General features: G+C 70.6%; 19 protein-coding genes. 12 read left to right on the top strand and 7 right to left on the bottom strand.

Features of this window, described 5'->3' with window-relative positions; genetic code table 11:
• Nucleotides 1-97: 97 nt before the first annotated feature.
• Nucleotides 98-478 (bottom strand): response regulator, encoded by a 381-nt coding sequence (locus MFF24_RS09245; RefSeq protein WP_133089154.1) that lies wholly within the window; start codon nucleotides 476-478, stop codon nucleotides 98-100.
• 471 nt (nucleotides 479-949) lie between these two features.
• On the opposite strand from MFF24_RS09245, the gene kaiC reads away from it, so the two are divergent.
• From kaiC to MFF24_RS09270, 5 genes are all read left to right on the top strand, one after another.
• Nucleotides 950-2,611, top strand: a complete 1,662-nt coding sequence (gene kaiC / locus MFF24_RS09250) for a circadian clock protein KaiC (RefSeq protein WP_238224407.1) — start codon at nucleotides 950-952, stop codon at nucleotides 2,609-2,611.
• Complete coding sequence (locus tag MFF24_RS09255) at nucleotides 2,608-2,955, top strand: circadian clock KaiB family protein (protein WP_373322678.1); 348 nt, start codon at nucleotides 2,608-2,610, stop codon at nucleotides 2,953-2,955. Before kaiC ends, MFF24_RS09255 begins: the two co-directional genes overlap by 4 nt.
• Entirely contained in the window at nucleotides 2,952-3,299 is a 348-nt protein-coding gene (locus tag MFF24_RS09260; RefSeq protein WP_238224142.1) for a circadian clock KaiB family protein, read from the top strand. The genes MFF24_RS09255 and MFF24_RS09260 overlap by 4 nt, the downstream gene beginning before the upstream one ends.
• Nucleotides 3,289-5,040: an ATP-binding protein gene (locus MFF24_RS09265; protein ID WP_373322679.1), complete on the top strand. Its 1,752-nt coding sequence runs from the start codon at nucleotides 3,289-3,291 to the stop codon at nucleotides 5,038-5,040. The genes MFF24_RS09260 and MFF24_RS09265 overlap by 11 nt, the downstream gene beginning before the upstream one ends.
• 264 nt (nucleotides 5,041-5,304) lie before the next feature.
• Nucleotides 5,305-5,901 (top strand): hypothetical protein, encoded by a 597-nt coding sequence (locus tag MFF24_RS09270; RefSeq protein WP_238224151.1) that lies wholly within the window; start codon nucleotides 5,305-5,307, stop codon nucleotides 5,899-5,901.
• Between the two features lie 46 nt (nucleotides 5,902-5,947).
• Here the strand turns inward: MFF24_RS09270 and MFF24_RS09275 are convergent, their stop codons facing one another.
• Nucleotides 5,948-6,937 (bottom strand): L-threonylcarbamoyladenylate synthase, encoded by a 990-nt coding sequence (locus tag MFF24_RS09275; RefSeq protein ID WP_238224409.1) that lies wholly within the window; start codon nucleotides 6,935-6,937, stop codon nucleotides 5,948-5,950.
• A gap of 109 nt (nucleotides 6,938-7,046) precedes the next feature.
• On the opposite strand from MFF24_RS09275, the gene MFF24_RS09280 reads away from it, so the two are divergent.
• Nucleotides 7,047-8,810 (top strand): acyl-CoA dehydrogenase, encoded by a 1,764-nt coding sequence (locus MFF24_RS09280; RefSeq protein ID WP_238224153.1) that lies wholly within the window; start codon nucleotides 7,047-7,049, stop codon nucleotides 8,808-8,810.
• A gap of 6 nt (nucleotides 8,811-8,816) precedes the next feature.
• Here MFF24_RS09280 and MFF24_RS09285 read toward each other — a convergent pair whose 3' ends face one another.
• Nucleotides 8,817-9,491, bottom strand: a complete 675-nt coding sequence (locus MFF24_RS09285) for a TetR/AcrR family transcriptional regulator (protein WP_238224154.1) — start codon at nucleotides 9,489-9,491, stop codon at nucleotides 8,817-8,819.
• A 140-nt stretch (nucleotides 9,492-9,631) separates the two neighbouring features.
• Between MFF24_RS09285 and MFF24_RS09290 the strand changes: the two genes are divergently transcribed.
• Nucleotides 9,632-10,837, top strand: coding sequence for an HlyD family secretion protein (locus MFF24_RS09290; protein WP_238224155.1), 1,206 nt, complete (start codon nucleotides 9,632-9,634; stop codon nucleotides 10,835-10,837).
• A 209-nt stretch (nucleotides 10,838-11,046) separates the two neighbouring features.
• Complete coding sequence (locus MFF24_RS09295; RefSeq protein ID WP_238224156.1) at nucleotides 11,047-12,627, top strand: DHA2 family efflux MFS transporter permease subunit; 1,581 nt, start codon at nucleotides 11,047-11,049, stop codon at nucleotides 12,625-12,627.
• Nucleotides 12,628-12,636: 9 nt separating this feature from the next.
• Here MFF24_RS09295 and MFF24_RS09300 read toward each other — a convergent pair whose 3' ends face one another.
• The 4 genes from MFF24_RS09300 to mnmA all read right to left on the bottom strand — a co-directional run bounded on the left by MFF24_RS09300 (nucleotide 12,637) and on the right by mnmA (nucleotide 17,407).
• Nucleotides 12,637-14,193, bottom strand: coding sequence for a sensor histidine kinase (locus tag MFF24_RS09300; RefSeq protein ID WP_373322680.1), 1,557 nt, complete (start codon nucleotides 14,191-14,193; stop codon nucleotides 12,637-12,639).
• Nucleotides 14,194-14,315: 122 nt separating this feature from the next.
• Entirely contained in the window at nucleotides 14,316-15,176 is an 861-nt protein-coding gene (locus tag MFF24_RS09305; RefSeq protein ID WP_238224158.1) for a TVP38/TMEM64 family protein, read from the bottom strand.
• A 162-nt stretch (nucleotides 15,177-15,338) separates the two neighbouring features.
• A complete protein-coding gene (locus tag MFF24_RS09310; RefSeq protein ID WP_108941810.1) occupies nucleotides 15,339-15,995 on the bottom strand; it encodes a class I SAM-dependent methyltransferase in 657 nt (218 codons plus the stop codon).
• A gap of 254 nt (nucleotides 15,996-16,249) precedes the next feature.
• Nucleotides 16,250-17,407: a tRNA 2-thiouridine(34) synthase MnmA gene (gene mnmA, locus MFF24_RS09315; protein ID WP_238224160.1), complete on the bottom strand. Its 1,158-nt coding sequence runs from the start codon at nucleotides 17,405-17,407 to the stop codon at nucleotides 16,250-16,252.
• 336 nt (nucleotides 17,408-17,743) lie between these two features.
• Here mnmA and MFF24_RS09320 point away from each other — a divergent pair, with 336 nt between their 5' ends.
• The 4 genes from MFF24_RS09320 to fliF all read left to right on the top strand — a co-directional run bounded on the left by MFF24_RS09320 (nucleotide 17,744) and on the right by fliF (nucleotide 22,138).
• Complete coding sequence (locus MFF24_RS09320; protein WP_238224162.1) at nucleotides 17,744-19,171, top strand: flagellar hook-length control protein FliK; 1,428 nt, start codon at nucleotides 17,744-17,746, stop codon at nucleotides 19,169-19,171.
• Nucleotides 19,172-19,180: 9 nt separating this feature from the next.
• A complete protein-coding gene (locus MFF24_RS09325; protein WP_133089164.1) occupies nucleotides 19,181-19,852 on the top strand; it encodes a flagellar hook assembly protein FlgD in 672 nt (223 codons plus the stop codon).
• A gap of 141 nt (nucleotides 19,853-19,993) precedes the next feature.
• Complete coding sequence (gene sciP / locus MFF24_RS09330) at nucleotides 19,994-20,269, top strand: CtrA inhibitor SciP (RefSeq protein ID WP_009865968.1); 276 nt, start codon at nucleotides 19,994-19,996, stop codon at nucleotides 20,267-20,269.
• A gap of 243 nt (nucleotides 20,270-20,512) precedes the next feature.
• Entirely contained in the window at nucleotides 20,513-22,138 is a 1,626-nt protein-coding gene (gene fliF, locus MFF24_RS09335; RefSeq protein WP_238224164.1) for a flagellar basal-body MS-ring/collar protein FliF, read from the top strand.
• Nucleotides 22,139-22,168 lie beyond the last annotated feature (30 nt).

Here is a 22,168-nt window from a genome sequence, read left to right on the forward strand (position 1 = left end):
CTTCGGGATGGCGGATTTGGACTTCGCTCAAGAGCCGCGCGGGCTGAGTGATACGGTGTCCGCTTCGATCAAGCGGAAACCGTATCAGGCCGCTTGATCAGGCCGCTTGTCCGAGTGCCCCGAGCAGATCGGAGCGGCCATAGGGCTTCGGCAGGAAGCCCGCATCCGGGAGGTCGCCCGGCCGAACCCGACCCGAGGTAACGACGAGGCGGATATGCGGCCAGCGCGCCCGCACCCGTGCGGCCAGCGTCAGCCCGTCCATTGAGCCCGGCATGTCGATATCGGTGAACAGGGCACAGAAAGCCTGTGCCTTCCCCTCCAGCAGTTGCAGGGCCGCGTCGGCGTCCGGCGCCTCGGCCACCGGCAGGCCGGCATCCTCAAGCATGTCCACGGCAACCATGCGCACGAAGCTCTCATCCTCGACGACAAGGATGCGGGGCGCGGGGGACAGATGGGGCGGTTCGGAGGGCTGAGACATCGGCGGGGGAGCGAGCTGGATCGGGTTAAGGAGAAGCGGCCTTTCCTCAAGAGCCCGCGCGGCAATTGGTTTCAGCGGAGCCGCAGAAGATTTCACCAAACATCGGCCATCATTCACGACCCGCGGAGTGCGCCGGTATCCGGGAGCACGCGTATTGCCACCCTCCGACCTTTGGATTACGGGAGCCCGGAATCGGGTGCTCGAGGCCCACCGTGACGCCTTTATCGACGCCCCTGGTCCTTCCCGTCGGCACCCGCGCCCGGCGCTCGCTCCCATCCTCCAAGCCCCTGCCACCGCCTTCTGCCACGACGATCGATGCGGGCAGGAAAGCGGACGCACGGCCCCCGGTATCGGCCGGGGAAGACATCGCCCTGGAGACCTGTTTTGGCGTCTGATCCTTTGACGTCCGTTCCTTCGGCGTCCGAACCCTCCGCGCCCGGATCCGCGAGCCGGCCCACCGGCGCGCCCGCGCTGGCGAAGGTCGCCACCGGCATCGACGGGTTCGATGCCATCACCTTCGGCGGCCTGCCGAAGGGGCGGCCCTCGCTGGTCTGCGGCGCGGCCGGCTGCGGCAAGACGCTGTTCGCCACCACCTTCCTCGTCAACGGCGCGACCCGCTTCGGCGAGCCCGGCGTGTTCATGAGCTTCGAGGAGCGCGCCGAGGATCTCGTCGCCAACGTCGCCTCGCTGGGCTACGACCTCGATCGCCTGGTGGCCGAGGGCAGGCTCGCCATCGACCATGTCCGCGTCGAGCGCTCCGAGATCGAGGAGACCGGCGAGTACGACCTCGAAGGGCTGTTCATCCGCCTGGGCTTCGCGGTGGATTCGATCGGCGCCAAGCGCGTCGTGCTCGACACGATCGAGACCCTGTTCGCGGGCTTCTCCGACGAGACGGTGCTGCGCGCGGAGCTGCGCCGCCTGTTCGGCTGGATCAAGGACCGCGGCCTGACCGCCATCATCACCGGCGAGCGCGGCGACGGCCAGCTCACCCGCCAGGGGATGGAGGAATACGTCTCCGACTGCGTGGTGCTGCTCGACAACCGCGTCGAGGACCAGATCACGACGCGACGCCTGCGCGTGGTCAAGTATCGCGGTTCGGCCCACGGCACCAACGAGTACCCGTTCCTGATCGATGCGGACGGCATCAGCGTCCTGCCGGTCACCTCGGCCGACCTCGACTACCGGATCGCCGAGGGCGTGATCTCCACCGGCATCCCCGGCCTCGACGCGATGCTCGAACCCGGCGGTTTCCACCGCGGCACCAGCATCCTGATCTCGGGCGAGGCCGGCACCGGCAAGACCATGATCTCGTCGAGCATGATCGACGCGGCCTGCGCCCGGGGCGAGCGCTGCATGGCCTTCGTGTTCGAGGAGAGCGGCCACCAGATCGCCCGCAACGCCCGCTCCATCGGCCTCGACCTCGCCCGCCACGTCGAATCCGGCCTGCTGCGGTTCGAGGCGGCGCGCCCGAGCCTCTACGGGCTGGAGATGCACCTGGCGCGCATGCACCGGGACATCGACCGGTTCGAGCCCAGCCTCGTGGTGATCGATCCGCTCTCGGCGCTGCGCGGCCCGCCGGCTGAGCTGCAGGCGACGATGCTGCGCATGATCGACATGCTGAAGAGCCGCGGCATCACCGCCGTCTTCACCAGCCTGCGCGAGGACGGCGAGATCGATCACGAGAGTGCGATCGGCGTCTCCTCGTTGATGGATGCCTGGATCAAGCTCCTCAACGTGGAGGCCAACGGCGAGCGCTCGCGCACCCTCTACGTCATCAAAGCCCGCGGCATGCGCCACTCGAACCAAGTGCGCGAGTTCGCGATGTCGAGCGAGGGCGTCGCGCTGATCGACGCCTATATCGGCCCGGCGGGCGTGCTGACGGGCACCGCCCGCGTCGTGCAGGAGGCGGCGGAAGCCGCCGCCGCCCTGCGCCGCGAGCAGGAGAGCCACCGCCGGCGACGTGATGCAGAGCGGCGGCGCCAGTCCCTGGAACGCCAGATCGACGAACTCCGGGCCACCCTGGAAGCCGTGGAGGAGGAAGAGGCGGTGCTGGTGAGCGAGGACGAGATGCGCGAGGCGGTGCTGACGGGCGAGCGGCGCATTCTGGCCGCGCGACGGGGAGGCACGAAATGAGCGGGGCCGGGCCGATGGGTGAGGACGGCGAGGGCGGTGCCGACGGCGCGATCGACGAGGGCCACTACCACCTGCGCCTCTACGTCGCCGGGCAAACCGCCAAGTCGCTGACGGCGATGGCCAACCTCAAGCGCTTCTGCGAGGAGCACCTCGCCGGCCACTACGACATCGAGGTCATCGACCTGATGAAGAACCCGCAGCTCGCCGCGGGCGACCAGATCCTGGCGATCCCGACCCTGGTGCGCCGCCTGCCCGCGCCGCTCAAGCGGATCATCGGCGACCTGTCCAACACCGAGAAAGTGCTGGTCGGCCTCGACATTCGTCCGAAGGCGGACGGGCTTTGAACGGCGGGGACAGCATGGGCGGCGGGCGCACCCGGTTGCGCCTCTACGTCGCCGGCACCTCGCCGCGCTCGACCCGCAGCATCGAGAGCGTGCGCCGCCTGTGCGAGCGCCGGCTCGGGGGGGCGTGCGACCTCGAAGTGGTCGACCTCTACCAGCAACCGGCGCTCGCGGGCGCCGACGGCGTGGTCGCGGCCCCGACCCTGGTGCGGCTCTCCCCCCTCCCCGCCCGGCGCATCGCCGGCGACCTGAGCGACGAGCAGCGCGTCCTCGACAGCCTCGAGCTCGCCGCGCGCGCGCCGGCGGATCCGCGCGAGACCGTGAGCGGGGGTGCCGGTGAGCGCTGAGGTCCTCGCCGAGGCGCAGGCGCGCATCCGCGAACTGGAGTCGCGGCTGGAGGAAGTCGAGGACACCCTCGCGGCGATCCGCCGGGGCGATTTCGACGCCATCGTGGTCGAGGGTCCGGCCGGCGAGCGGCTGGTCTACACCCTGGAGAATGCCGACCGGCCCTACCGCGTGCTGATCGAGCAGATCCAGGAGGGTGCCTTCACCCTCGGGCCCGACGGAACGCTGCTCTACTGCAACCGCCGGCTCGCCGAGACCCTGGGCACGCCGCAGGAGCGCCTGATCGGCCAGCCCTTCGCGCGCTTCGCCGCCGGGGGCCAGGACGCGGCGCTCACTGCCCTGATCGCCCAGGCGGCGCAGATGCCGGCCCGCGGCGAGATCGCCCTGTGCGACGAAGCGGGCATCGAGCGCCCGGCCTATCTCTCCCTGAGCCGCCTCGACGGCGACGGCGACACGCTGCTCCTGTGCGGCGTGATCACCGACCTCACCGCCGAGCGGCTGCGCCTGCACGAACTCGCCGAGGCCAACGAGCGCCTGCGCGCCGAGGTGGCCGAGCGCGAGCGGATCGAGGACGCCCTGCGCCAGTCGCAGAAGATGGAGGCGGTGGGCCAGCTCACCGGGGGTGTTGCCCACGACTTCAACAACCTGCTCACCGTCATCAAGTCGTCCACCGACCTGCTCAAGCGCTCCGACCTCGCCGAAGAGCGCCGCCGCCGCTACGTCGACGCCATCTCCGACACGGTGGGGCGCGCCGCCAAGCTGACGGGCCAGCTCCTCGCCTTCGCCCGGCGCCAAGCCCTCAAGCCCGAGGTGTTCGATGCCGGCCGCGGCGTCGCGGCGGTGGCCGACATGGTCGGCACGCTCACCGGCGCGCGCATCCAGGTGAAGACCCTGATCGAGCCCTGTTTCGACGCGGCGGGCGAGCCCTATGCCTGCCTCGTGGAGGCCGACCCGAGCCAGTTCGATACCGCGCTCGTCAACATGGTCGTCAACGCCCGCGACGCCATGGACGGCGAGGGCACGCTCACCATCCGCGTCGGCCATGCCGGGCAGATCCCGGCGCTGCGCACCCATCCGGCGGTGCCCGGCGACTTCGTCGCGGTGTCGATCTCCGACACCGGCACCGGCATCGCGCCCGCCGACCTGTCGCGGATCTTCGAGCCGTTCTTCACCACAAAAGGCGTCGGCCAGGGCACCGGACTCGGCCTGTCCCAGGTGTTCGGCTTCGCCAAGCAATCGGGCGGCGACATCGCGGTGGAGAGCGTGCTGGGAGAGGGCACGACCTTCACCCTGTTCCTGCCCCGCGCCAAGCTCGCCCCGACCATGCCGGACGCCGCCGACGAGCCCGAGCCGCTGGCGCCGGGCCACGGCACCTGCGTGCTGCTGGTCGAGGACAACCGCGAGGTCGGCGCCTTCGCCACGCAGGCGCTCGCCGAACTCGGCTACGGCACCGTCTGGGCAATGGATGCGGAGCAGGCGCTGGCCGAACTGGCCCGCACGCCGGAGCGCTTCGACGTGGTGTTCACCGATGTGGTGATGCCCGGCATGAACGGCGTCGAACTCGCCCGCACGATCCTGGGGCAGAGGCCGGGCATGCCGATCGTGCTTTCCTCCGGCTACAGCCACGTGCTGGCCGAGGACGGACGCCATGGTTTCCCGCTGCTACACAAGCCCTACTCGGTGGAGGATCTCTCCCGCATCCTGCGCCGGGCGATCCAGCGGCGCGGCAGCCGGGCAAAGTGATTTTCCTTTTCCCGCAGAGACTTGCAGCGCGGGCAAGAAAAAAGGCTCGGATTACTCCGAGCCTTGAAGGGAAAAGGCCATTGGGGGCTGAACTGGCCTTCGTGATCGGATAATGCGCGACGGCTCGACCGGTTCCGCAAGAAAGTTCAAAAAAACTTCGGGCGAAGGGTTCGCGCTTCCGCGAGGTGCGGCGGCACGCGGCAGACCCTCGAAAAACATGGTCGGCAGGCTCCGGCGGATCGCGCCAGTCCGGAGGCCCGCGGAGTGAACAGGGTGATGCGCTGGCTGCTGCGGACGCTGGGTGGCGTCGCCGCGCTCTTGATCCTGAACGGAGCGATCCTGCTGGGGACGTGGATCGTCCTGCGCAACATGACCTTCACCGATCCGTTCGCCGAGCAGATTGCGGCCCATTATCGTCGCTCGATACCGGCGGAGATCGACATCACGTCGATGGTCGCCCAAGGATCGGATGCGACCCTGATCGATCTCATCATTCCGGTCAGACGGGAGGGCTGCGGCGGGGCTGCATTTCAGCTCTCCGACGCGGCGGCTGCCCAGATCACGAAACAGGGTCTCGCGTTTCTGGGATCGGCCCGGATCGGGCGCGGCTACAAGAACGGCCCCAAGGAGTATTACGCGACCTATCAGCCCTGGCAGGAGACGCCCGTGCCGAGCACGTGGATGGGTGACGGCATTTGGGCGGCAGGGTTCGGATGCTTGAAGGACGATGCCCGTCACTTCGACGCCGACGCCGTCTACCGAGCCGTTCGTGTGCCGGGCGCCTACTTCACGACCGGGCCGGAGACAGAGCTTCTGATCATCCCGCGCCTGCGCCTCGTGGTGCTCACCTACTTCGGATGATCGTTCGCGGAGCCTAGCAGCCCTGCCGCGGCAGGCGGTGAAGGCTCTAGCGCGGAGCCGCCGCCCGGCGCAGGCGGTCGTTGATCGCCTCGCCGAGGCCGTCCTCCGGCACGGGCGCCACGGCGATCACGGGCGCGCCCGAGGCGTCGAGCCGGCGCAGGGCCCCGAATAGCCGGGCAGCGGCCTCAGCCGGATAGCCGCGCTCGCTCAGGCATTCCACGGCCGAGGCCTGCTCCAGGCCGGCGGGGCGGAAGGCGCCGAACAGAAGCGCCGCCTCACCCGGTTCGATGCGGACGGCGCCGAGCCGTACGCCGGCCCGCGGGGCGTAATGCGAGGCGAGCAGGCCCGGCCCCACGGGCCGCGAGCCCGGATCGCCGGCCGTCTCCGGGTCGAAGCCGAGCACGGCGGCCAGAGCCTGCCGGGTCACCCCGCCGGGGCGCAGCAGCCGGGGCGACCCGCCGAGGCAGTCGACGACGGAGGATTCGACCCCGACCGGGCACTCGCCGCCGTCGAGCACCGCCGCGATGCGCCCGTCGAGATCGCTCAGCACGTGCTCGGCGCTGGTGGGACTGACCCGTCCCGAGCGGTTGGCCGAGGGCGCCGCCACCGGCCGCCCGACCCGCTCCAGCAGCGCGCGGGCGGCGGCATGGGCCGGTACGCGCAGCGCCACGGAGTCGAGCCCGGCACGCGCAAGATCGCAGACCGAGCCGCCGGGGGCCGCCGGCACCACCAGGGTCAGCGGCCCCGGCCAGAATGTTTTTGCGAGGCGGAGGGCGGCTTCGTCGAACACGCCCTCGGCCAACGCAGCCTCGGGCGTCGCGACATGAGCGATCAGCGGGTTGAAGCGCGGGCGGCCCTTGGCGGCGTAGATCGCGGCCACCGCCTCCGGGTCGGTGGCGTCGGCCCCGAGCCCGTAGACCGTCTCCGTCGGCAGGGCGACGAGACGCCCCGCCCGGAGCAGAGCGGCCGCCCGCGCGAGGCCGTCCGCGTCGGCCACCAGGCGCAGCGTAGGAATGGTTGACGGTGCGGCGTCCATATCGGAGTGGATGCGAGGAAGAACGGCCGGCCGTAGACCCTTCAGCCGCAAGCCGTCAAACGGGATCGCCGCCCCCTCGACGCGCGGCGGGAGGAGCGGTGAACCGGTCATGAGCTATCGTGCGCCCGTCGAGGAGATGGCCTTCACGCTCCGCCACGTCGCGGGGCTCGACGCCGTGCTGGCGCATAGCGGGGCCGAGATCGGCCCCGACGACGCGCTCGCCATCCTCGAAGAGGCGGGCCGGTTCGCCAGCAACGTCATCGCTCCGCTCAACCGGATCGGCGACCGCCACGGCACACTGTTCTCGGACGGGACCGTCACCACCGCACCGGGCTGGGTGTCGGCCTACCGCGCCTTCGTCGAGGGCGGCTGGAACGGCGTGCTCGCCGCGCCCGACTACGGGGGGCAGGGCCTGCCGCACCTGATCGCTGCCGCCTGCACCGAGATGTGGAACGGCGCCAACCTCGCCTTCGGCCTCTGCCCCCTGCTCACCGCCGGCGGCATCGAGGCGCTGGCCGCCCACGGCTCCGACGACCTGAAGGGCCGCTATCTCGAGAAGCTCATCTCGGGCGAGTGGACCGCGACCATGAACCTGACCGAGCCGCAGGCGGGCTCGGACCTCTCCGCCCTGCGCACACGGGCCGAGCCCAACAGCGACGGCAGCTACCGGATCACGGGCGCCAAGATCTACATCACCTACGGCGAGCACGACCTTGCCGACAACATCTGCCACCTCGTGCTGGCCCGGCTGAAGGACGCGCCGGCCGGCACCCGCGGCATCTCGCTGTTCCTCGTGCCGAAGGTGCTGCCGGACGGGCGCCGCAACGACCTGCGCTGTTCGGGCATCGAGCACAAGCTCGGCATCCACGCCTCGCCCACCTGCTCCATGGCCTTCGGTGACGCCGGCGGCGCGACCGGCTGGCTGATCGGCGAGGAGAACCGGGGGCTGGCCTGCATGTTCACGATGATGAACTCGGCCCGGCTCAATGTCGGCCTGCAGGGCGTGGGCGTGGCGGAAGCGGCCTATCAGAAGGCCCTCGGCTATGCCCGCGAGCGCCGCCAGGGCCGGGCGCCGGGCTCGCCCGAGCCGGTCAGCGCCATCGTCGCGCATGCCGACATCCAGCGCATGCTTTTGACCATGAAAGCCTACACGGCGGCGGCGCGCGGCATTTGTTACCTCACCGCGCAAGCCCTCGACGCGGCGCACGGCCCCGAGGGCAAGGCGGCACATGACCGCGCCTCCCTGCTGACGCCGGTGGCCAAGGCCTTCTCCACCGACATCGCCAACGAGGTGACCTCGCTGGGCGTCCAGATCCATGGCGGCATGGGCTTCGTCGAGGAGACCGGCGCGGCACAGCTCATGCGGGATGCGCGCATCCTCGGCATCTACGAGGGCACCAACGGCATCCAGGCGATCGACCTCGTCACCCGAAAGCTGCCGCTCGCTGGGGGCACCACGGTCGGTGCCCAGATCGCCGCGATGCGGCGGGTGGCGGAAGGGCTCCTGAAGGACGGCGCGCCCGGCTTCGGCCTCGCCGCGCCGCGGCTTCGCGAGGGCATCGGCAGCCTCGACCGGGCGACGAGCTTCCTGCTGAAGGCGCTGGCCTCGAACCGGCCGCAGGACGCGCTGCCCGGCGCGACGCCGTATCTGCGCCTGTTCGGTCTCGTGCAGGGCGCGGCCTGCCTCGCGACCGCCGGCCTCGCCGCGAGCGCCGCGCTCAAAGCGGGCGAGACCGATCCGGCCCAGGCCGCGCGCATCGCGCTCGCCCGCTTCTTCGCCGAGAACCTGCTGCCGGCGGCCGGCGGTCTGGAACAGGCGATCCTGACCGGCGGCGACTTCGCCGACGATCCCGCCTTCGCGCTCGCGGGGTGAGCGCGATTACCGCGCTGCAGCCGGCCCGTATCCGGCGAAGAAGACCCGAACGGCTTCCGCGACCCGGTGAGCGATCTCCGCTTCGCCGGGCGCCTCGCCGGCGTTGAACAGCAGGCGCGTCAGCATCCCGGCCTGGCAGAGCTGGAGGAAGTGCTTGGCGGCGAGGTCGGTGTCGGCGGCGGCGAGGCGCCCGGCCGCGACCTGCGCGTCGAGATAAGCCTTGAGCCGGCCGACGCCGCAGGCCGGGCCGGCCTCGTAGAAGGCCTGCCCGAACCGGGGGAATTTCTCGCAGGCGCCGATCACCATGCGGATGATCGAGACGTGCTCCGGCCGCGCCATCATCGCGAGATAGCTGGTGCCGAGCCGCGTCAGCACCGCGCGCACGTCCGGGTCGTCCTCGTCGAGCCGGAACAGGTTCTCGGCCAGCCCTGTCTTCGCCTCGGTGGTCAGCGCCTCGAACAGCGCCTCCTTGCTGTCGAAGTAGACGTAGAGCGTGCCCTTCGAGACATTGGCCGCCTTGGCGATCTCGCCCATGCTGGCCCCGTCGAAGCCCGACGCCATGAAGACCTGCCGCGCGCCCTCCAGAATCTGCCGGCGCTTCTCGCTCTCGCCCGAAGGGGATATCTGGGAGGCTCCCTGCGGAGCCGCCGGCTCCCGCTCCTGTCTCGCCGCGCTCGCCATCGCCTGATCCGCTTACCCTGACCCGCCCGCATTGACCGAACCGTTCAGTCAGTGATAGCTAGCCTCCGAATGACGGCGGCGTCAACTCGACCCGTCGAGTGACCGAACGGTTCGGTCAGTGCATGTCTGGGATGTCAGCCATGTCGCTTCGTGAAGATTCCGACCGAGCCGAGTCTGCGCTCGAGACGGCCGAGGCGGAGCGGGCCGAGACCGGCCGTTCCCCGGCCCTGCGCCCTGCCCCCGTCGCCGAGCCGGTGCCGCCCTCCCCCGCCAAGCCCCGGCGTCCGCTGCGGCGCGCGCTGCTGGGGCTCGTGCTCTGTGCGGCTCTCGGCGGCGGCGCCTATGCCGGCTGGGATTGGTGGACGGTCGGGCGCTTCTTCGTCAGCACCGACGACGCCTACGTCCAGGCGGACATCTCGGTGCTCGCCGCCAAGGTGTCGGGCTATCTCGCGGCGGTACCGGTGGTGAACGGGCAGGCGGTCAAGCGCGGCGACGTGATCGCCCGGCTCGACGACGGCGATTACCGCCTCGCCCTGAAGGCGGCGCAAGACAAGCTCGCCACCCAGGAGAGCACCATCGCCCGGATCGGCCGGCAGGCCGAGGCCGCCCAGGCGCAGGTGCTGCAGAGCGCGGCGCAGATCGATGCCGCGAAGGCCGACGCGGTGCGAGCGGGCGCCGATTACGCCCGCGCCACGGGGATGCAGGCCGACTACGTCGCGAAATCCCGCCTGGATCAGGCGAAGGCCGACCGCGACCGCACCGAGGCGGCGGTGAAATCGGCCGAGGCCGCCCTCGTCGCGGCACGCGCCAATGTCGAGGTGCTGCGGGCGCAGGGGCGCGAGGCGGAAAACCTCGCCGCGGAGCTGCGCACCGCCGCCGACCGCGCGCAGCGCGACCTCGACTTCGCGGTGATCCGCGCGCCCTTCGACGGCGTCGTCGGCAACAAGGCGGTGGAGGCCGGCGCCTACGTTGCGCCGGGCTCGCGGATCGCCGCCCTGGTGCCGCTGCAGAGCGTGCGGGTCGATGCGAATTTCAAGGAGACGCAGCTCGGCCGGGTCCGGCCGGGGCAGGAGGTCCACATCCATGTGGACGCCTATCCCGACCGCGACATCGTCGGCACGGTGGAATCGCTCTCGCCCGCCTCCGGCTCGGTCTTCAGCCTGCTGCCGCCCGACAACGCCACCGGCAACTTCACCAAGATCGTCCAGCGCCTGCCCGTGCGCGTCCACGTGCCCGAGGCGGTCGCCCGCGAGGGCCTGCTGCGCCCCGGCCTCTCGGTGGTGGTCAAGGTCGATACCCGCGAGGGCACCGACGCGCCGGTGCAGCGGCTCGCCGCCCGGCGCTGAGATTTCTTGTCGCCCCGCAGAACCGGGCCGACTCAACCGCGCGTCCCGTCCACACCCCGATCCTGAGGTGCCGAAGCGAAGGCGGAGGCCCCGAAGGATCCTCCAGATCCCGCGCGATCCCTGGAGGATCCTTCGAGGCCCGCTTCGCGGGCACCTCAGGATGAGGTCGCGGGGTGGAACGCAACCTCGAACCGTCACCGAGGCGCCCCATGGCCGCCACCCTCGCTGCGACCGCCAAAGATCCCGTCACCGACCCGCCCATCGATCGCCGCCGCATGGTGGCGTTCCTGTGCATGGTGTTCGGGATGTTCATGGCGATCCTCGACATCCAGATCGTCTCGGCCTCGCTCAACGAGATCCAGGCCGGCCTCTCGGCCTCGGGCGACGAGATCCCCTGGGTCCAGACGAGCTACCTCATCGCCGAGGTGATCTCGATCCCGCTCTCGGGCACCCTGTCGCGGGTGCTCTCGACGCGGTGGATGTTCTCGATCTCGGCCGGCGGCTTCACGCTGATGAGCCTGATGTGCGCCACCTCCTCGTCGATCGGCGAGATGATCGTCTGGCGCGCGGCTCAAGGCTTCATCGGCGGCGGCATGATCCCGACCGTGTTCGCCGCGGCCTTCACGATCTTTCCGCCCTCCAAGCGCTCCATCGTCTCGCCGATGATCGGCCTCGTGGCCACGCTGGCGCCGACCATCGGCCCGACCATCGGCGGTTACCTCACCGACCTGTTCTCCTGGCACTGGCTGTTCCTGATCAACATCGTGCCGGGCATCTTCGTCACGGTCTCGACCTTCCTCCTGATCGATTTCGACCGGCCGAACTTCGATCTGCTGAAATCCTTCGACTGGGCCGGCCTTGCCTTCATGGCGAGCTTCCTCGGCTGCCTCGAATATGTGCTGGAGGAGGGCCCGAACCACGACTGGCTGCAGGACGAGGCGGTGTTCGTCTGCGCCATCGTCTGCGCCGTGTCGGGCCTGGCCTTCTTCGCCCGCGTCTTCACCGCGCGCCAGCCGATCGTCGATCTGCGCGCCTTCTCCGACCGCAACTTCGCCGCCGGCTGCGCGGCGAGCTTTGTCCTCGGCATCGGCCTCTACGGACTGACCTACCTCTACCCGGTCTATCTCGCCCGCGTGCGCGGCTACTCGGCGCTGCAGATCGGCGAAACGATGTTCGTCTCAGGCCTGTGCATGTTCGCCACCGCGCCGATCGCCGGAAAGCTCTCGGCGAAGCTCGACCCGCGGGTCATGATGGCGGTGGGGTTTTCGGGCTTCGCCGTCGGCACCTGGATCGTCACCGGGCTCACCAAGGACTGGGACTTCTACGAGTTGCTGTGGCCACAGGTGCTGCGCGGCTGCTCGCTGATGCTGTGCATGATCCCGATCAACAACATCGCGCTCGGCACCCTGCCGCCGGAGCGGATGAAGAACGCCTCGGGCCTGTTCAACCTCACGCGCAACCTCGGCGGCGCGGTGGGGCTCGCCCTCATCAACACGATCCTGAATGCCCGCTGGGACCTCCACCTCGCGCGCCTGCACGAGCGCTTCACCTGGGCCAACGGCGCGGCGCTGGAGCGGCTCGACGCCATGCGGCGCCAGTTCGAAGTGTTGGGCGGCGACGCCAACGGCATGGCACTGAAGGCGCTCAACAACACCGTGCGGATCCAAGGGCTGGTGATGGGCTTCGAGGACGTGTTCCTCGTCCTCACCATGCTGTTCTTGGGCATGGCCTGCGCCACGCCGCTGATCCGCCGCCCGCGCGGGGCCGCGCCGGCGGGAGCGGGGCATTGAGGGCCCTCCTCACGCCGCCTTCGCCCCCGCGGCGCGGTCGGGGATGACGATCCGGAAGCGCGCGCCGCCCGCCGTCTCGTCGAGGCAAAGGGTGCCGCCGTTGAGGCGCACCAGTTCCGAGGCGATGGCGAGGCCGAGCCCCGTGCCGCCGGCCCGGGTCGAGCCCTGGAAGGCGGCGAACAGGTTGACCTTGGCCCGCTCGGGCACGCCGGGGCCGTTATCGGTCACGAGCACCGTGACGGAACCCGCACCGGGCGGTCCATTGCGGATGCCCTCGATCAGCACGGTGCCGTCCGCGGTCTTGGCCGCCGCATGAGCCTGAACCGCGTTGCGCACGAGATTGGTCAGCGCCCGCAGGAGCTGCTCGGGATCGACGTCGATCTCCAGATCCGGCGCCGCGCGGGTCTCGACCCGGAGCTGGGCGGCCGGCATCAGGTCGGCAAGGTCGGTCAATTCCTCGAGCAGAGGCGCGAGCGCCACCATGCGCCGCTGCGGGTTCGGCTCCGTGGCACGGCCGTAGGCGAGGGTCGCCTCGCAGAAGCGGATCGCCCGGTCGAGGGTCTCGACGAGGCGCGGCGCAACGCGCTGCACCAGAGGGTCGGAGACGCTCTCCAGGCGGTCGCCGAGAAGCTGGGCGGTGGTGAGCAGGTTGCGCAGCTCGTGGTTGATCTTGCTCACCGAGAGGCCGAGTTCGGCCAGCCGCCGCCGCTGGCGCAGCTCGCCGCCGAGTGCCACCTGCATCCGGGCGAGCGCGTTCTCCGCCTGCCCGATCTCGTCGGTGCGCCCCGAAGACCGTTCCACACGATCGGTCCGCTCGGGGTCGTCGGCGAAGGCGGCGATGTCGCGGGCGAGCCGGACCACCGGCCGCACGATCGCCCGCTGGAGCACGAAGAAGACGAGCCCGGCCGCCAGCACCGCGATGATGAGGCAGGCCACGAGCAGCCGGAGCGAGAAATCGGCCAGAGCCGCCCGCAGAGGCCCCTCATCGAGCAGAACCTCGACCGCGTCGAACCCGTCCTGCCCCGGCCCGATCGCCCGGATCGGCGCCTCGGTGGGAAGGAACAGCGTCCGAAAGGCGCCGCCGACCGAGCCCGTCAGGCCGCGCTCGCGCAGATCGACCGTCTCGGCGACGGCGGTCGGCGCCGGCCCGTCGGTGAGATAGCGCCACGTATCGCCGACCCGCACGGCAATGGCGCGAGCGCCCACGCCCATCAGGAGGCGCCGGGCGGTCTCTTCGGGGACCTGTCCCTCGGGCGCGGCGTTCAGCACGAGGGCGGCGACGCGCGCCGCCGCGACCCGGTCGGAAAGCCGCGAGAGCCGGTAGGTCGCCACCGCCGGGACGTAGATCAGGATCTCGGCCAGGACGACGAAAGCGACCGTCAGCAGGAACAGACGGCCCGACAGCCCGAGCCGCCCGAGCCACGCGAAGGCGCGCGCACGCAACGGCGGCCTGCCAGCCGGTGCCTCGATATGCCAGAGCAGGGCAGCTTTTGCCGCCGGATCATTCTGAGTCGCGTCCACCGGCTCTGATGGCCGGCCAGGAAACGGAAGGCGGGGCCGTTTCAAGCGTCACCCGTCGTTGTGTCGTCCAATCGCAATCCGCATGGCGCGCTCTTTTGCCGGCCTCCCTACGCCGCACAAGTTGTGCGGCCGTCCGGTGACGCGCGCCATTCGCTTGTGCGCAAGTCTTATGCGCGAAGCGCCCGCCGCTCAAGCCGTCGGCGCAGATAAACTGTCAAAAGAGCAAATCCTGCCAAAGCCGCCAGCGCCGCCACCATTCCGGGCGTCACCAGCGCGCGCAGATCGATGCCCTTCGAGCAATCCGTCCCCCCGGCCGCGAGGCAGGCCGCCTTCGCCGCATCGCGCGTGGACAGCATGTCCTCAAGGCCGGCGCCGAGCCCGGCATAGATGAAGGCGCCCGGCGTCAGGCCGAGCAGGGTGGCCAGCGCGAAGGTGCGCAACCGCACGCCGAAGGCCGCCGGGGCGATGTTGGTGATCCAGTAGGGAAAAATCGGCAGCAGCCGCAGGATCAGGATGTAGCCGAAACCGTCGCGGCGGAAGCCCTCGGCGAAGCGCCCGATCCGAAGCCCGGCCTTGCGCCGGATCAGGTCGCCGGCGGCGTAGCGCCCGACCGAGAACACGATCGCCGCTCCCGTCGTCGACGAGCCGATGGCCATGATGGCTCCGGTGACGGGACCGAACAGCAGCCCGGCCAGCACCGTGAGCACCAGGGTGGCGGGCAGCGAGACCACCACCGAGCCGACATAGACGAGGCAGGCCAGCGCGATCGCCCGGATCCGGTCCTCGGCGATGAGCGACTGGAGCCAGACCCGCGACTCGGACAATCGATCGAGGTCGAGGATGTGGGCGCCGCCCGAGGCGAGGATGCCGACGGACAGCGCGGCGAGGACCAGAAGCGGGAGCCAGCGCAGCCAGGGCCGGCGCGCCCCCGATGCCTCGGGCCCGGCCTGCCGCTCACGCAGCCGATCCTTGGGCCGATCCTTGGGCCGGTCATCCGACCGACCGCCCTCCCCGCCCCCTGGCGTCATCGGCCTGCCTCCGCCGGACGGTGTTCGCGTGCTCGCGATTGTTTGCGCATCGTCTTTCTCCGAAAACCGGCAACCACCTTTCGGGACGATGCTCTAGAGCTTTGTGTTTCCATCATCTTTTCCGAAAGCCGGCGACCACCTTTCGGGATGATGTTCTCGCCTTCAGCCCGGCTTGCGCATGCGCAGGATCTTGAAGAAGCCGCCGGGGAAGGTCGGCGCGAGACCGACGACCTCGACGCCGTTGCGCCGGGCCCAGGCCTCGATCCGGGTCGCCTTGAAGTCGGAGGACCAGCCGATCTTGGTGCAGAGCGGCGCGACGATCTCCTCGACCCGCGCCACCGGACCGTTCGACTGGCCGAAATGGTTGGCAAGCACGATGCCGCCGCCGGGGCGGACCACGCGCAGGAATTCGGAGAGCGCGGCCTCCGGGTTCGGCACCAGGGTGATAAGGAACTGCGCTACCACCGCGTCGAAGCTCGCATCGGCGTAACCGAGGCGGCACACGTCCATCACCTGGAGCCCTTTGACGTGGGTCAGCCCCTTGCGCCGGACTTTTCCGCGGGCGCGCTTGAGCATGTCCTCGGAGAGATCGACGCCGCAGACGAAGCTGTCGCGGGGATAGTAGCCGAGGGACAGGCCAGTGCCGACGCCGGCCTCCAGCACCCGCGGCCCGTGAGCGACCGCCGCCTCGACGGCGGCGCGAGCGGCCGGCTCGGTGAGCTTGTCGTAGACGACGTCGTAGACCGGCGCCCAGCGGGCATAGGCCTTGCGCATCAAATCGGTGGTCGGCCCGGCCTCGGGCGCCCGCTCGCTCAGCATGTAAAAGTCACCCTTCCCTCTTTCCGGCCTCAAGCGCCAGCAGCCGCCTCCGCGGCTTTGGCTCTCGCTATTTCACTTCGCGTCGTCTCTTCCCGAAAGCCGGCGGCCACCTTTCGGGACGACGCGTTGAGACGCCTCGGCGTGGCCGAGGCCGCTCCGCGTGCGCTCCTCGCGCCTGACAAGCGGCACAATCGCTCGAAAAGCGATTGCAGGGTTTAGAAAAACCTGAATCCGCGCGGCGTGAAAAACCACCATCAGGCCGCCTCGGCGGCGCCTGCCTGCAACGCGCCGATGCGCCGGATGGTGCCGCCGCCGAGCACCTGCGCGCGCGGGCCGTCATCGGCGTAGATCACGCAAGCCTGGCCCGGCGAGACGCCGTCCTCGGGCGCGACCAGCTCGACCTCGGCGCAGGCCTCGGCCGCGTTCCACGACAGGCGCGCGGGCCGCGGCTCGCGGGTCGAGCGGACGCGCACCGCTACGGGGCGCTCGGTGATGTCTTCCGGCGCGCCGTCCCCGAGCCAGTTGAAGTCGGTGAGCCGAATGCGGCGGGTGGCGAGCGCCGCGCGGGGCCCGACCACGACGCGGGCGGTCTCGGGCTCCAGCCGCACCACGTAGAGCGGCTCGCCGACGGAGAGCTTGAGGCCGCGGCGCTGGCCCACGGTGTAGTGGATGATGCCCTCGTGATGCCCAAGCCGGCGGCCGTCGAGATCGACGATCTCGCCGGGCCGGGCCGCCTCGGGCCTGAGCTTGGCGATGATGTCGGCGTAGCCGCCCTGCGGCACGAAGCAGATGTCCTGGCTGTCGGCCTTGTCGGCCACCGCGAGGCCGAGTTCGCGGGCCAGCGCGCGGGTCTCGTCCTTGGGCCGCTCGCCTAAGGGAAAGCGCAGGTAGGCGAGTTGCTCCGGCGTCGTGGCGTAGAGGAAGTAGCTCTGGTCGCGGCCCGGATCGAGGGCGCGGTAGAGCGCCCTCCCGCCGCCCGGCCGCGCCCGGCTCGCCACGTAGTGGCCGGTCGCCAGCGCCTCGGCGCCGAGGTCGCGCGCCATCCCGAGCAGGTCGCGGAACTTGACCGAGCGGTTGCACTCGACGCAGGGAATCGGCGTCTCGCCCGAGAGGTAGCTCTCGGCGAAGCGATCGATCACCGATTCGCGGAAGCGGTCCTCGTAATCGAGGACGTAATGCGGAATGCCGAGCGTCTCGGCCACCGCCCGCGCATCGTGGATGTCGCGGCCGGCGCAGCAGGCGCCCTTGCGATGGGTCGCCGCGCCGTGATCGTAGAGCTGGAGCGTGACGCCGACGACGTCGTAGCCCTCGCGCTTCAACAGCCCGGCGACCACCGACGAATCGACGCCGCCCGACATGGCGACGACGACGCGCGTCTCGTGCGGGGGCTTCGGGAGATCCAGCGAGTTCATGGCCGGTGATGCGGGCCGGTTGCCGGCCATTGGCGGAGCCTTCGGGCATGCGCCGGCCGGCGGGGGCCGGGCGCATCGTGCGGATGTCTATAGCGATCCCGATCCGGAGTTTCCAGGGATGGTGCGGATGAGAGCGGGCCGAGGGCTCGCGGCGCTCCCGCGCGGGGCCGGCAAATCCTGCCGGGAGGACGGCAGATCCGACCGGGCCGGGGCGCGGCGGCGCCTTCGCCTTCAAATTTTCCCGATCAATACCAGAGACTTGGAGAAAACGCTCCGGTGGCGCGCCGCTTGCTGTGCCCTCCCGCGTCTTCGGCCCCGGAGGATAAGGACGGCATCGTGGTTTCGCGCGCAGATCTGGCGGAGGTGTGGTTCAGGCAGGTTCCGCGGACCGCCTCGTCCGCAGCGCGGGGGAGCGAGGGCACCCCACGCTTCAGCCTCGAGGCCGCGGAGCGGAAGCCGGCCGCCCCGATCCGGCCCGCCGCCCGCCGCGACGAGACGGTGTCCGCTCGCAGCGATGCCGGCCGGACGGACAGGATGGCGGCAGCAAGAGCCGAGAGCGCCGCGGCTGAGGCCGCCAAATCCGAAGCACTCAAGACCGAAGCACTCAAGACCGAAGCCGCCAGGACCAGGACCGCCAAGGCCGACGCAGCCGAGGGCGGGCGGGCCGGAGCGTCGCCGGAGAGCCGCGCGCCATCCGACGCCACCCGCAACAAGCCGCTCCCCTCGGTCCCTGCGCGGGACGGCACGGATGCCGCCTCGGCGCGGGTGCCGGGCGCCGCCGATTCCACCGCTCACCGGCCGGAAGGCCTGACCGAAGGCGAGGCGGCAAAAGCAGCGGCACAGGAGGCGGCTGCCGAAGGCGTGGCTGCGGAAGAGGCCGGGGCCGTCGTCCTGTCAGAGGACGAGACGCGGGACGAGACCGATGCGGCGGCACCGGACGCCGTCGATCCCCTTACCCTCCTCTCGGCCCCCCCGACTCCCCCTCCTCCCACTCCGGCGCAGCCCGCCGCGACGACGGGTGGGACTGCGGGCGAGGGCCGCATCGGCGCGGGCGAATCCGTCGCGGGCGGGCCCGGCGAAGCGGCGGCAACCGGACAGGCCGCCAAAGCCGACGCGTCCGAGGCATCGGCCTCCGCCGCGGCGGGCACGGCCGGCTTCGAGACGGCACTCAACGGGACGCGGGCCGCCTCGGCGCCCGCTCCGACCGGCACCGCGGCCCCCCTCGCCCCACCTGGCCACAGCGGTCTCGGCGCCGCGCAGGGAGCGCAGGCGGCCCAAGCCACGGACGCCGCGGCAGCAGCGGCTCAGCCCGCGACGCCGCCGATTCCCCTGGGCGCCGTGCCGATGACGATCGGGCTGCGCTCGCTGTCGGGCATGAACCGCTTCGCGATCCGCCTCGACCCGGTCGAACTCGGCCGCATCGACGTGTCGCTCGATCTCGACAAGGCGGGCGGCAAGGCGCGGGCGCATCTCGTCGTGGATCGCCCCGAAACCCTCGCCCTGCTCCAGCGCGACGCGGGCTCGCTGCAGCAGGCGCTGGCGCAGGCCGGTTTCGACGTCGGTGCCGAGGCGGGCGGGATCGACCTGTCCCTTCGCGGCGAGACGGGATCCCAGGGCGGACGGGAGGGCGAATCCGCGCCCCGCGGCGGCTCCGACCGCGGACCGGGCGGACGGGACGACGGCCCCGCTGCCCTCCCCGCTCCCCTCGACCCCGCCTCCCTCCGGCGCTTGCGTGCCGTCAGCGGCCTCGACATCCGAATCTAAGGGAACGCCATGGCCTCCGGGATCACGAGCAGCACCAGCATCACCGCCACCGGTGCCGCCTCGACGACCGACACGAAGTCGATCGCGGGCAACTTCACGCAGTTCCTGACGCTGCTCACCACGCAGCTCAAGAACCAGAACCCGCTCGACCCGCTCGACACCAACCAGTTCACTCAGCAACTCGTGCAGTTCGCCGGCGTCGAACAGCAGCTCAAGACCAACGCCTCGCTCGATACGATCCTGACGAACTCCAAGGCCGCCTCGGCCTCCTCCGCCTCCGGCCTGATTGGCCGGACGATCACGGCGGACGGTGCCAGCACCGACCTCGCCGACGGCAAGGCGAACTGGACGCTGACCCCGGAACGGCCCGCCGCCAAGGCCGTCATCACGATCAAGGGCAGCGACGGCTCCGTGGTGGCCACGAGGACCACGACGCTGAAGAGCGGCGCGCAATCCTTCGCATGGGACGGCACCGCGACCTCGGGGCTCGCGGCCAAGGACGGGCGCTACACGATCACCGTCGATGCCCTCGATACGACGGGCACGCGGGTCAACGTCGATACCAAGGTGACCGGCACCGTGGACGGCGTCGACCTCAGCGGCTCTGAACCAGTGCTGACGATCGGCTCGGCGCGCGTCCCGGCCTCGAGCGTCAAAACGCTTTCCGCGCCAGCATCTTGATGCATTGCAGCATCGAGGAAAGCGAAATTGTCCACATCCGTTAACAACGAACGAATCGCATTCGAACGGCCGACTTCAAGAACTTTTAAGCGGACGCAAGTAGCTTCCCTCTCGACAGGTCAGTCGAGTGTAGAGCGTATCATGACCGAAACACCCCGGCCCCGCGTGAAGTATGTGATTGGGCCCGACGGCAGCCCCCTGACGATCGCCGATCTTCCCCCCGTCACCACCCGCCGTTGGGTCATCCGCCGCAAGGCCGAGGTCGTCGCCGCCGTCCGCGGCGGCCTGCTCAGCCTGGAGGAGGCCTGCCAGCGCTACACGCTGACCACGGAAGAATTTCTAAGCTGGCAGTACTCCATCGACCAGCACGGTCTGGCCGGCCTGCGCACCACGCGCATCCAGCATTACCGCCACTGAGCTTTTAACACCATCGATCCGACCGTTGCGCATGCCTGTTCGCGCAACGCATGAGGAGCCGCCTCCGGAGCACCGGGGCGGCTCTCGTCGTTTCCGGCACCCTCGAGCGGATCGATCCGGCCGCGACTTCGTGAACGGCAGGGCCTCGGCGTTAACGCCTCGCTAACCACGCACCGGGCAATTCTTGCCGGGCGGTCGCGCATCCCTCGCAGCCGCATCCGCTGTCCTCAGGCGTGCCGGCCCGTGAAACCCATCCTCGATCTGGTGACGAAGCTCGGGCCCGCGCGCATCGCCGCGATGGCGGCCGTGACGCTGACGCTGGTCGGCTTCTTCGCCTTCGTGATCCTGCGGGTCTCGCGGCCCGATATGGGCGTGCTGTTCTCCGACCTGTCGATGCAGGATTCCTCGGCCGTGATCCGCGAGCTCGACGCCCGCGGCATCACCTACGAGACCAAGGGCGACATGGGTCAGACCGTGCTCGCCCCCCGCGCCGATCTGGCCAAGCTGCGGATGGACTTCGCCGGCAAGGGCCTGCCGGCGCAAGGCGGCATCGGCTACGAGATCTTCGACAAGGGCGACGCCTTCTCCTCGACGAGCTTCGTCCAGAACGTGAACCACCTGCGGGCGATGGAGGGCGAGCTCGCCCGCTCGATCCGCGCCATCGGCCGGGTCCAGGCGGCCCGCGTCCACCTCGTCATCCCCGAGCGCCGCCTGTTCGAGCGCGACCGCGAAGCGCCCTCGGCCGCCATCGTGGTCAAGCTGATGGGCGATCTCGATCCGAGCCAGGTGCGGGCGATCCGGCATCTCGCGGCCTCCGCGGTCGAGGGCCTGAAGCCCGAGCGGGTCTCGATCGTCGACGAGCGCGGCCGGCTGCTGGCCGACGGCGCCCGCGGTGCGGAGAAGGACGGGGCCGGCGCCCTGGAGGAGCGGCAGACGGGCATCGAGCGGCGGATGCGCTCGCAGATCGAGGAGATCGTGGCCGGCATCGTCGGCCAGGGCCGCGCCCGGGTCCAGGTCACCGCCGAACTCGACCTCAACCGGGTCGAGAGCCGCTCGGAAAGCTTCGACCCCGAGAGCCGCGTGGTCCGTTCCACCCAGACCCGCTCCGAGAACTCCCTCACCGGCGGGACCGAGGGGCAGGCGACCATCGGTAACGAGCTGCCCGGCGCCAACCAGACTCAGGCCCAGCCGCAGCAGAAGGATTCCTCGCAGAAGAACGAGGAGGTCACGAACTACGAGATCTCCCGCGTCACCAAGGTCGAGACCCTGGAGGGCGGCCGCCTCAAGCGGCTCTCGGTGGCGGTGCTGGTCGACGGTGTCTACGCCCCCGGCGCCGACGGCAAGACCGCCTACCAGCCCCGCTCCGACGCCGAGATCGCGCGCATCACCGCGCTGGTGCGCACCGCGGTCGGCTACGACAAGGCCCGCGGCGATCAGGTCGAGGTGGTCAACCTGCGCTTCGCCGAGACGCCCACCGCTCCCGAATTCGCCGAGCCGGGCCTGATCCAGTCGTTCCTCAGCCCGAGCAAGGAGGACGTGATGCGCCTCGTCGAGCTCACGGTCCTGAGCCTGCTCACCCTGGTCGTGCTGATGGCGGTGGTGCGCCCGCTCCTGCGCCGCGTGCTCGAATCGGAGGCGCCGGTGGCGGCGCTGGCCGGCCCGGCCGGCGCGCTGGCGCTGGCCGGCGCGACGGGCGGCGAGGGGCCGGTCGAGCTCGCGGTGCGCGAGAACAGCACCAACCGGTTCCTCGAATCGGCGAAAATCAACGGCCAGATCCAGGCCGAGACGGTGGAGCGCGTGGTCGACATGGTGCGGGCGAGCCCGACCGAGACCGTCGAGGTGCTCCGCAACTGGATCCACGATTCCTGATGCGCGCCGAGACCAGCCATAGCCGGGAGA

The organism is Methylorubrum aminovorans (assembly GCF_022179725.1).
Taxonomy (GTDB): domain Bacteria; phylum Pseudomonadota; class Alphaproteobacteria; order Rhizobiales; family Beijerinckiaceae; genus Methylobacterium; species Methylobacterium aminovorans.

Bases quoted from the DNA above. Each gene is read 5' to 3' on its own strand.
- MFF24_RS09245 (WP_133089154.1), bottom strand. From the start codon at position 478: ATGTCTCAGCCCTCCGAACCGCCCCATCTGTCCCCCGCGCCCCGCATC.
- MFF24_RS09255 (WP_373322678.1), top strand. From the start codon at position 2,608: ATGAGCGGGGCCGGGCCGATGGGTGAGGACGGCGAGGGCGGTGCCGAC.
- MFF24_RS09275 (WP_238224409.1), bottom strand. From the start codon at position 6,937: ATGGACGCCGCACCGTCAACCATTCCTACGCTGCGCCTGGTGGCCGAC.
- MFF24_RS09280 (WP_238224153.1), top strand. From the start codon at position 7,047: ATGAGCTATCGTGCGCCCGTCGAGGAGATGGCCTTCACGCTCCGCCAC.
- MFF24_RS09285 (WP_238224154.1), bottom strand. From the start codon at position 9,491: ATGGCGAGCGCGGCGAGACAGGAGCGGGAGCCGGCGGCTCCGCAGGGA.
- MFF24_RS09290 (WP_238224155.1), top strand. From the start codon at position 9,632: ATGTCGCTTCGTGAAGATTCCGACCGAGCCGAGTCTGCGCTCGAGACG.
- MFF24_RS09295 (WP_238224156.1), top strand. From the start codon at position 11,047: ATGGCCGCCACCCTCGCTGCGACCGCCAAAGATCCCGTCACCGACCCG.
- MFF24_RS09305 (WP_238224158.1), bottom strand. From the start codon at position 15,176: ATGACGCCAGGGGGCGGGGAGGGCGGTCGGTCGGATGACCGGCCCAAG.
- MFF24_RS09310 (WP_108941810.1), bottom strand. From the start codon at position 15,995: ATGCTGAGCGAGCGGGCGCCCGAGGCCGGGCCGACCACCGATTTGATG.
- mnmA (WP_238224160.1), bottom strand. From the start codon at position 17,407: ATGAACTCGCTGGATCTCCCGAAGCCCCCGCACGAGACGCGCGTCGTC.
- MFF24_RS09325 (WP_133089164.1), top strand. From the start codon at position 19,181: ATGGCCTCCGGGATCACGAGCAGCACCAGCATCACCGCCACCGGTGCC.
- sciP (WP_009865968.1), top strand. From the start codon at position 19,994: ATGACCGAAACACCCCGGCCCCGCGTGAAGTATGTGATTGGGCCCGAC.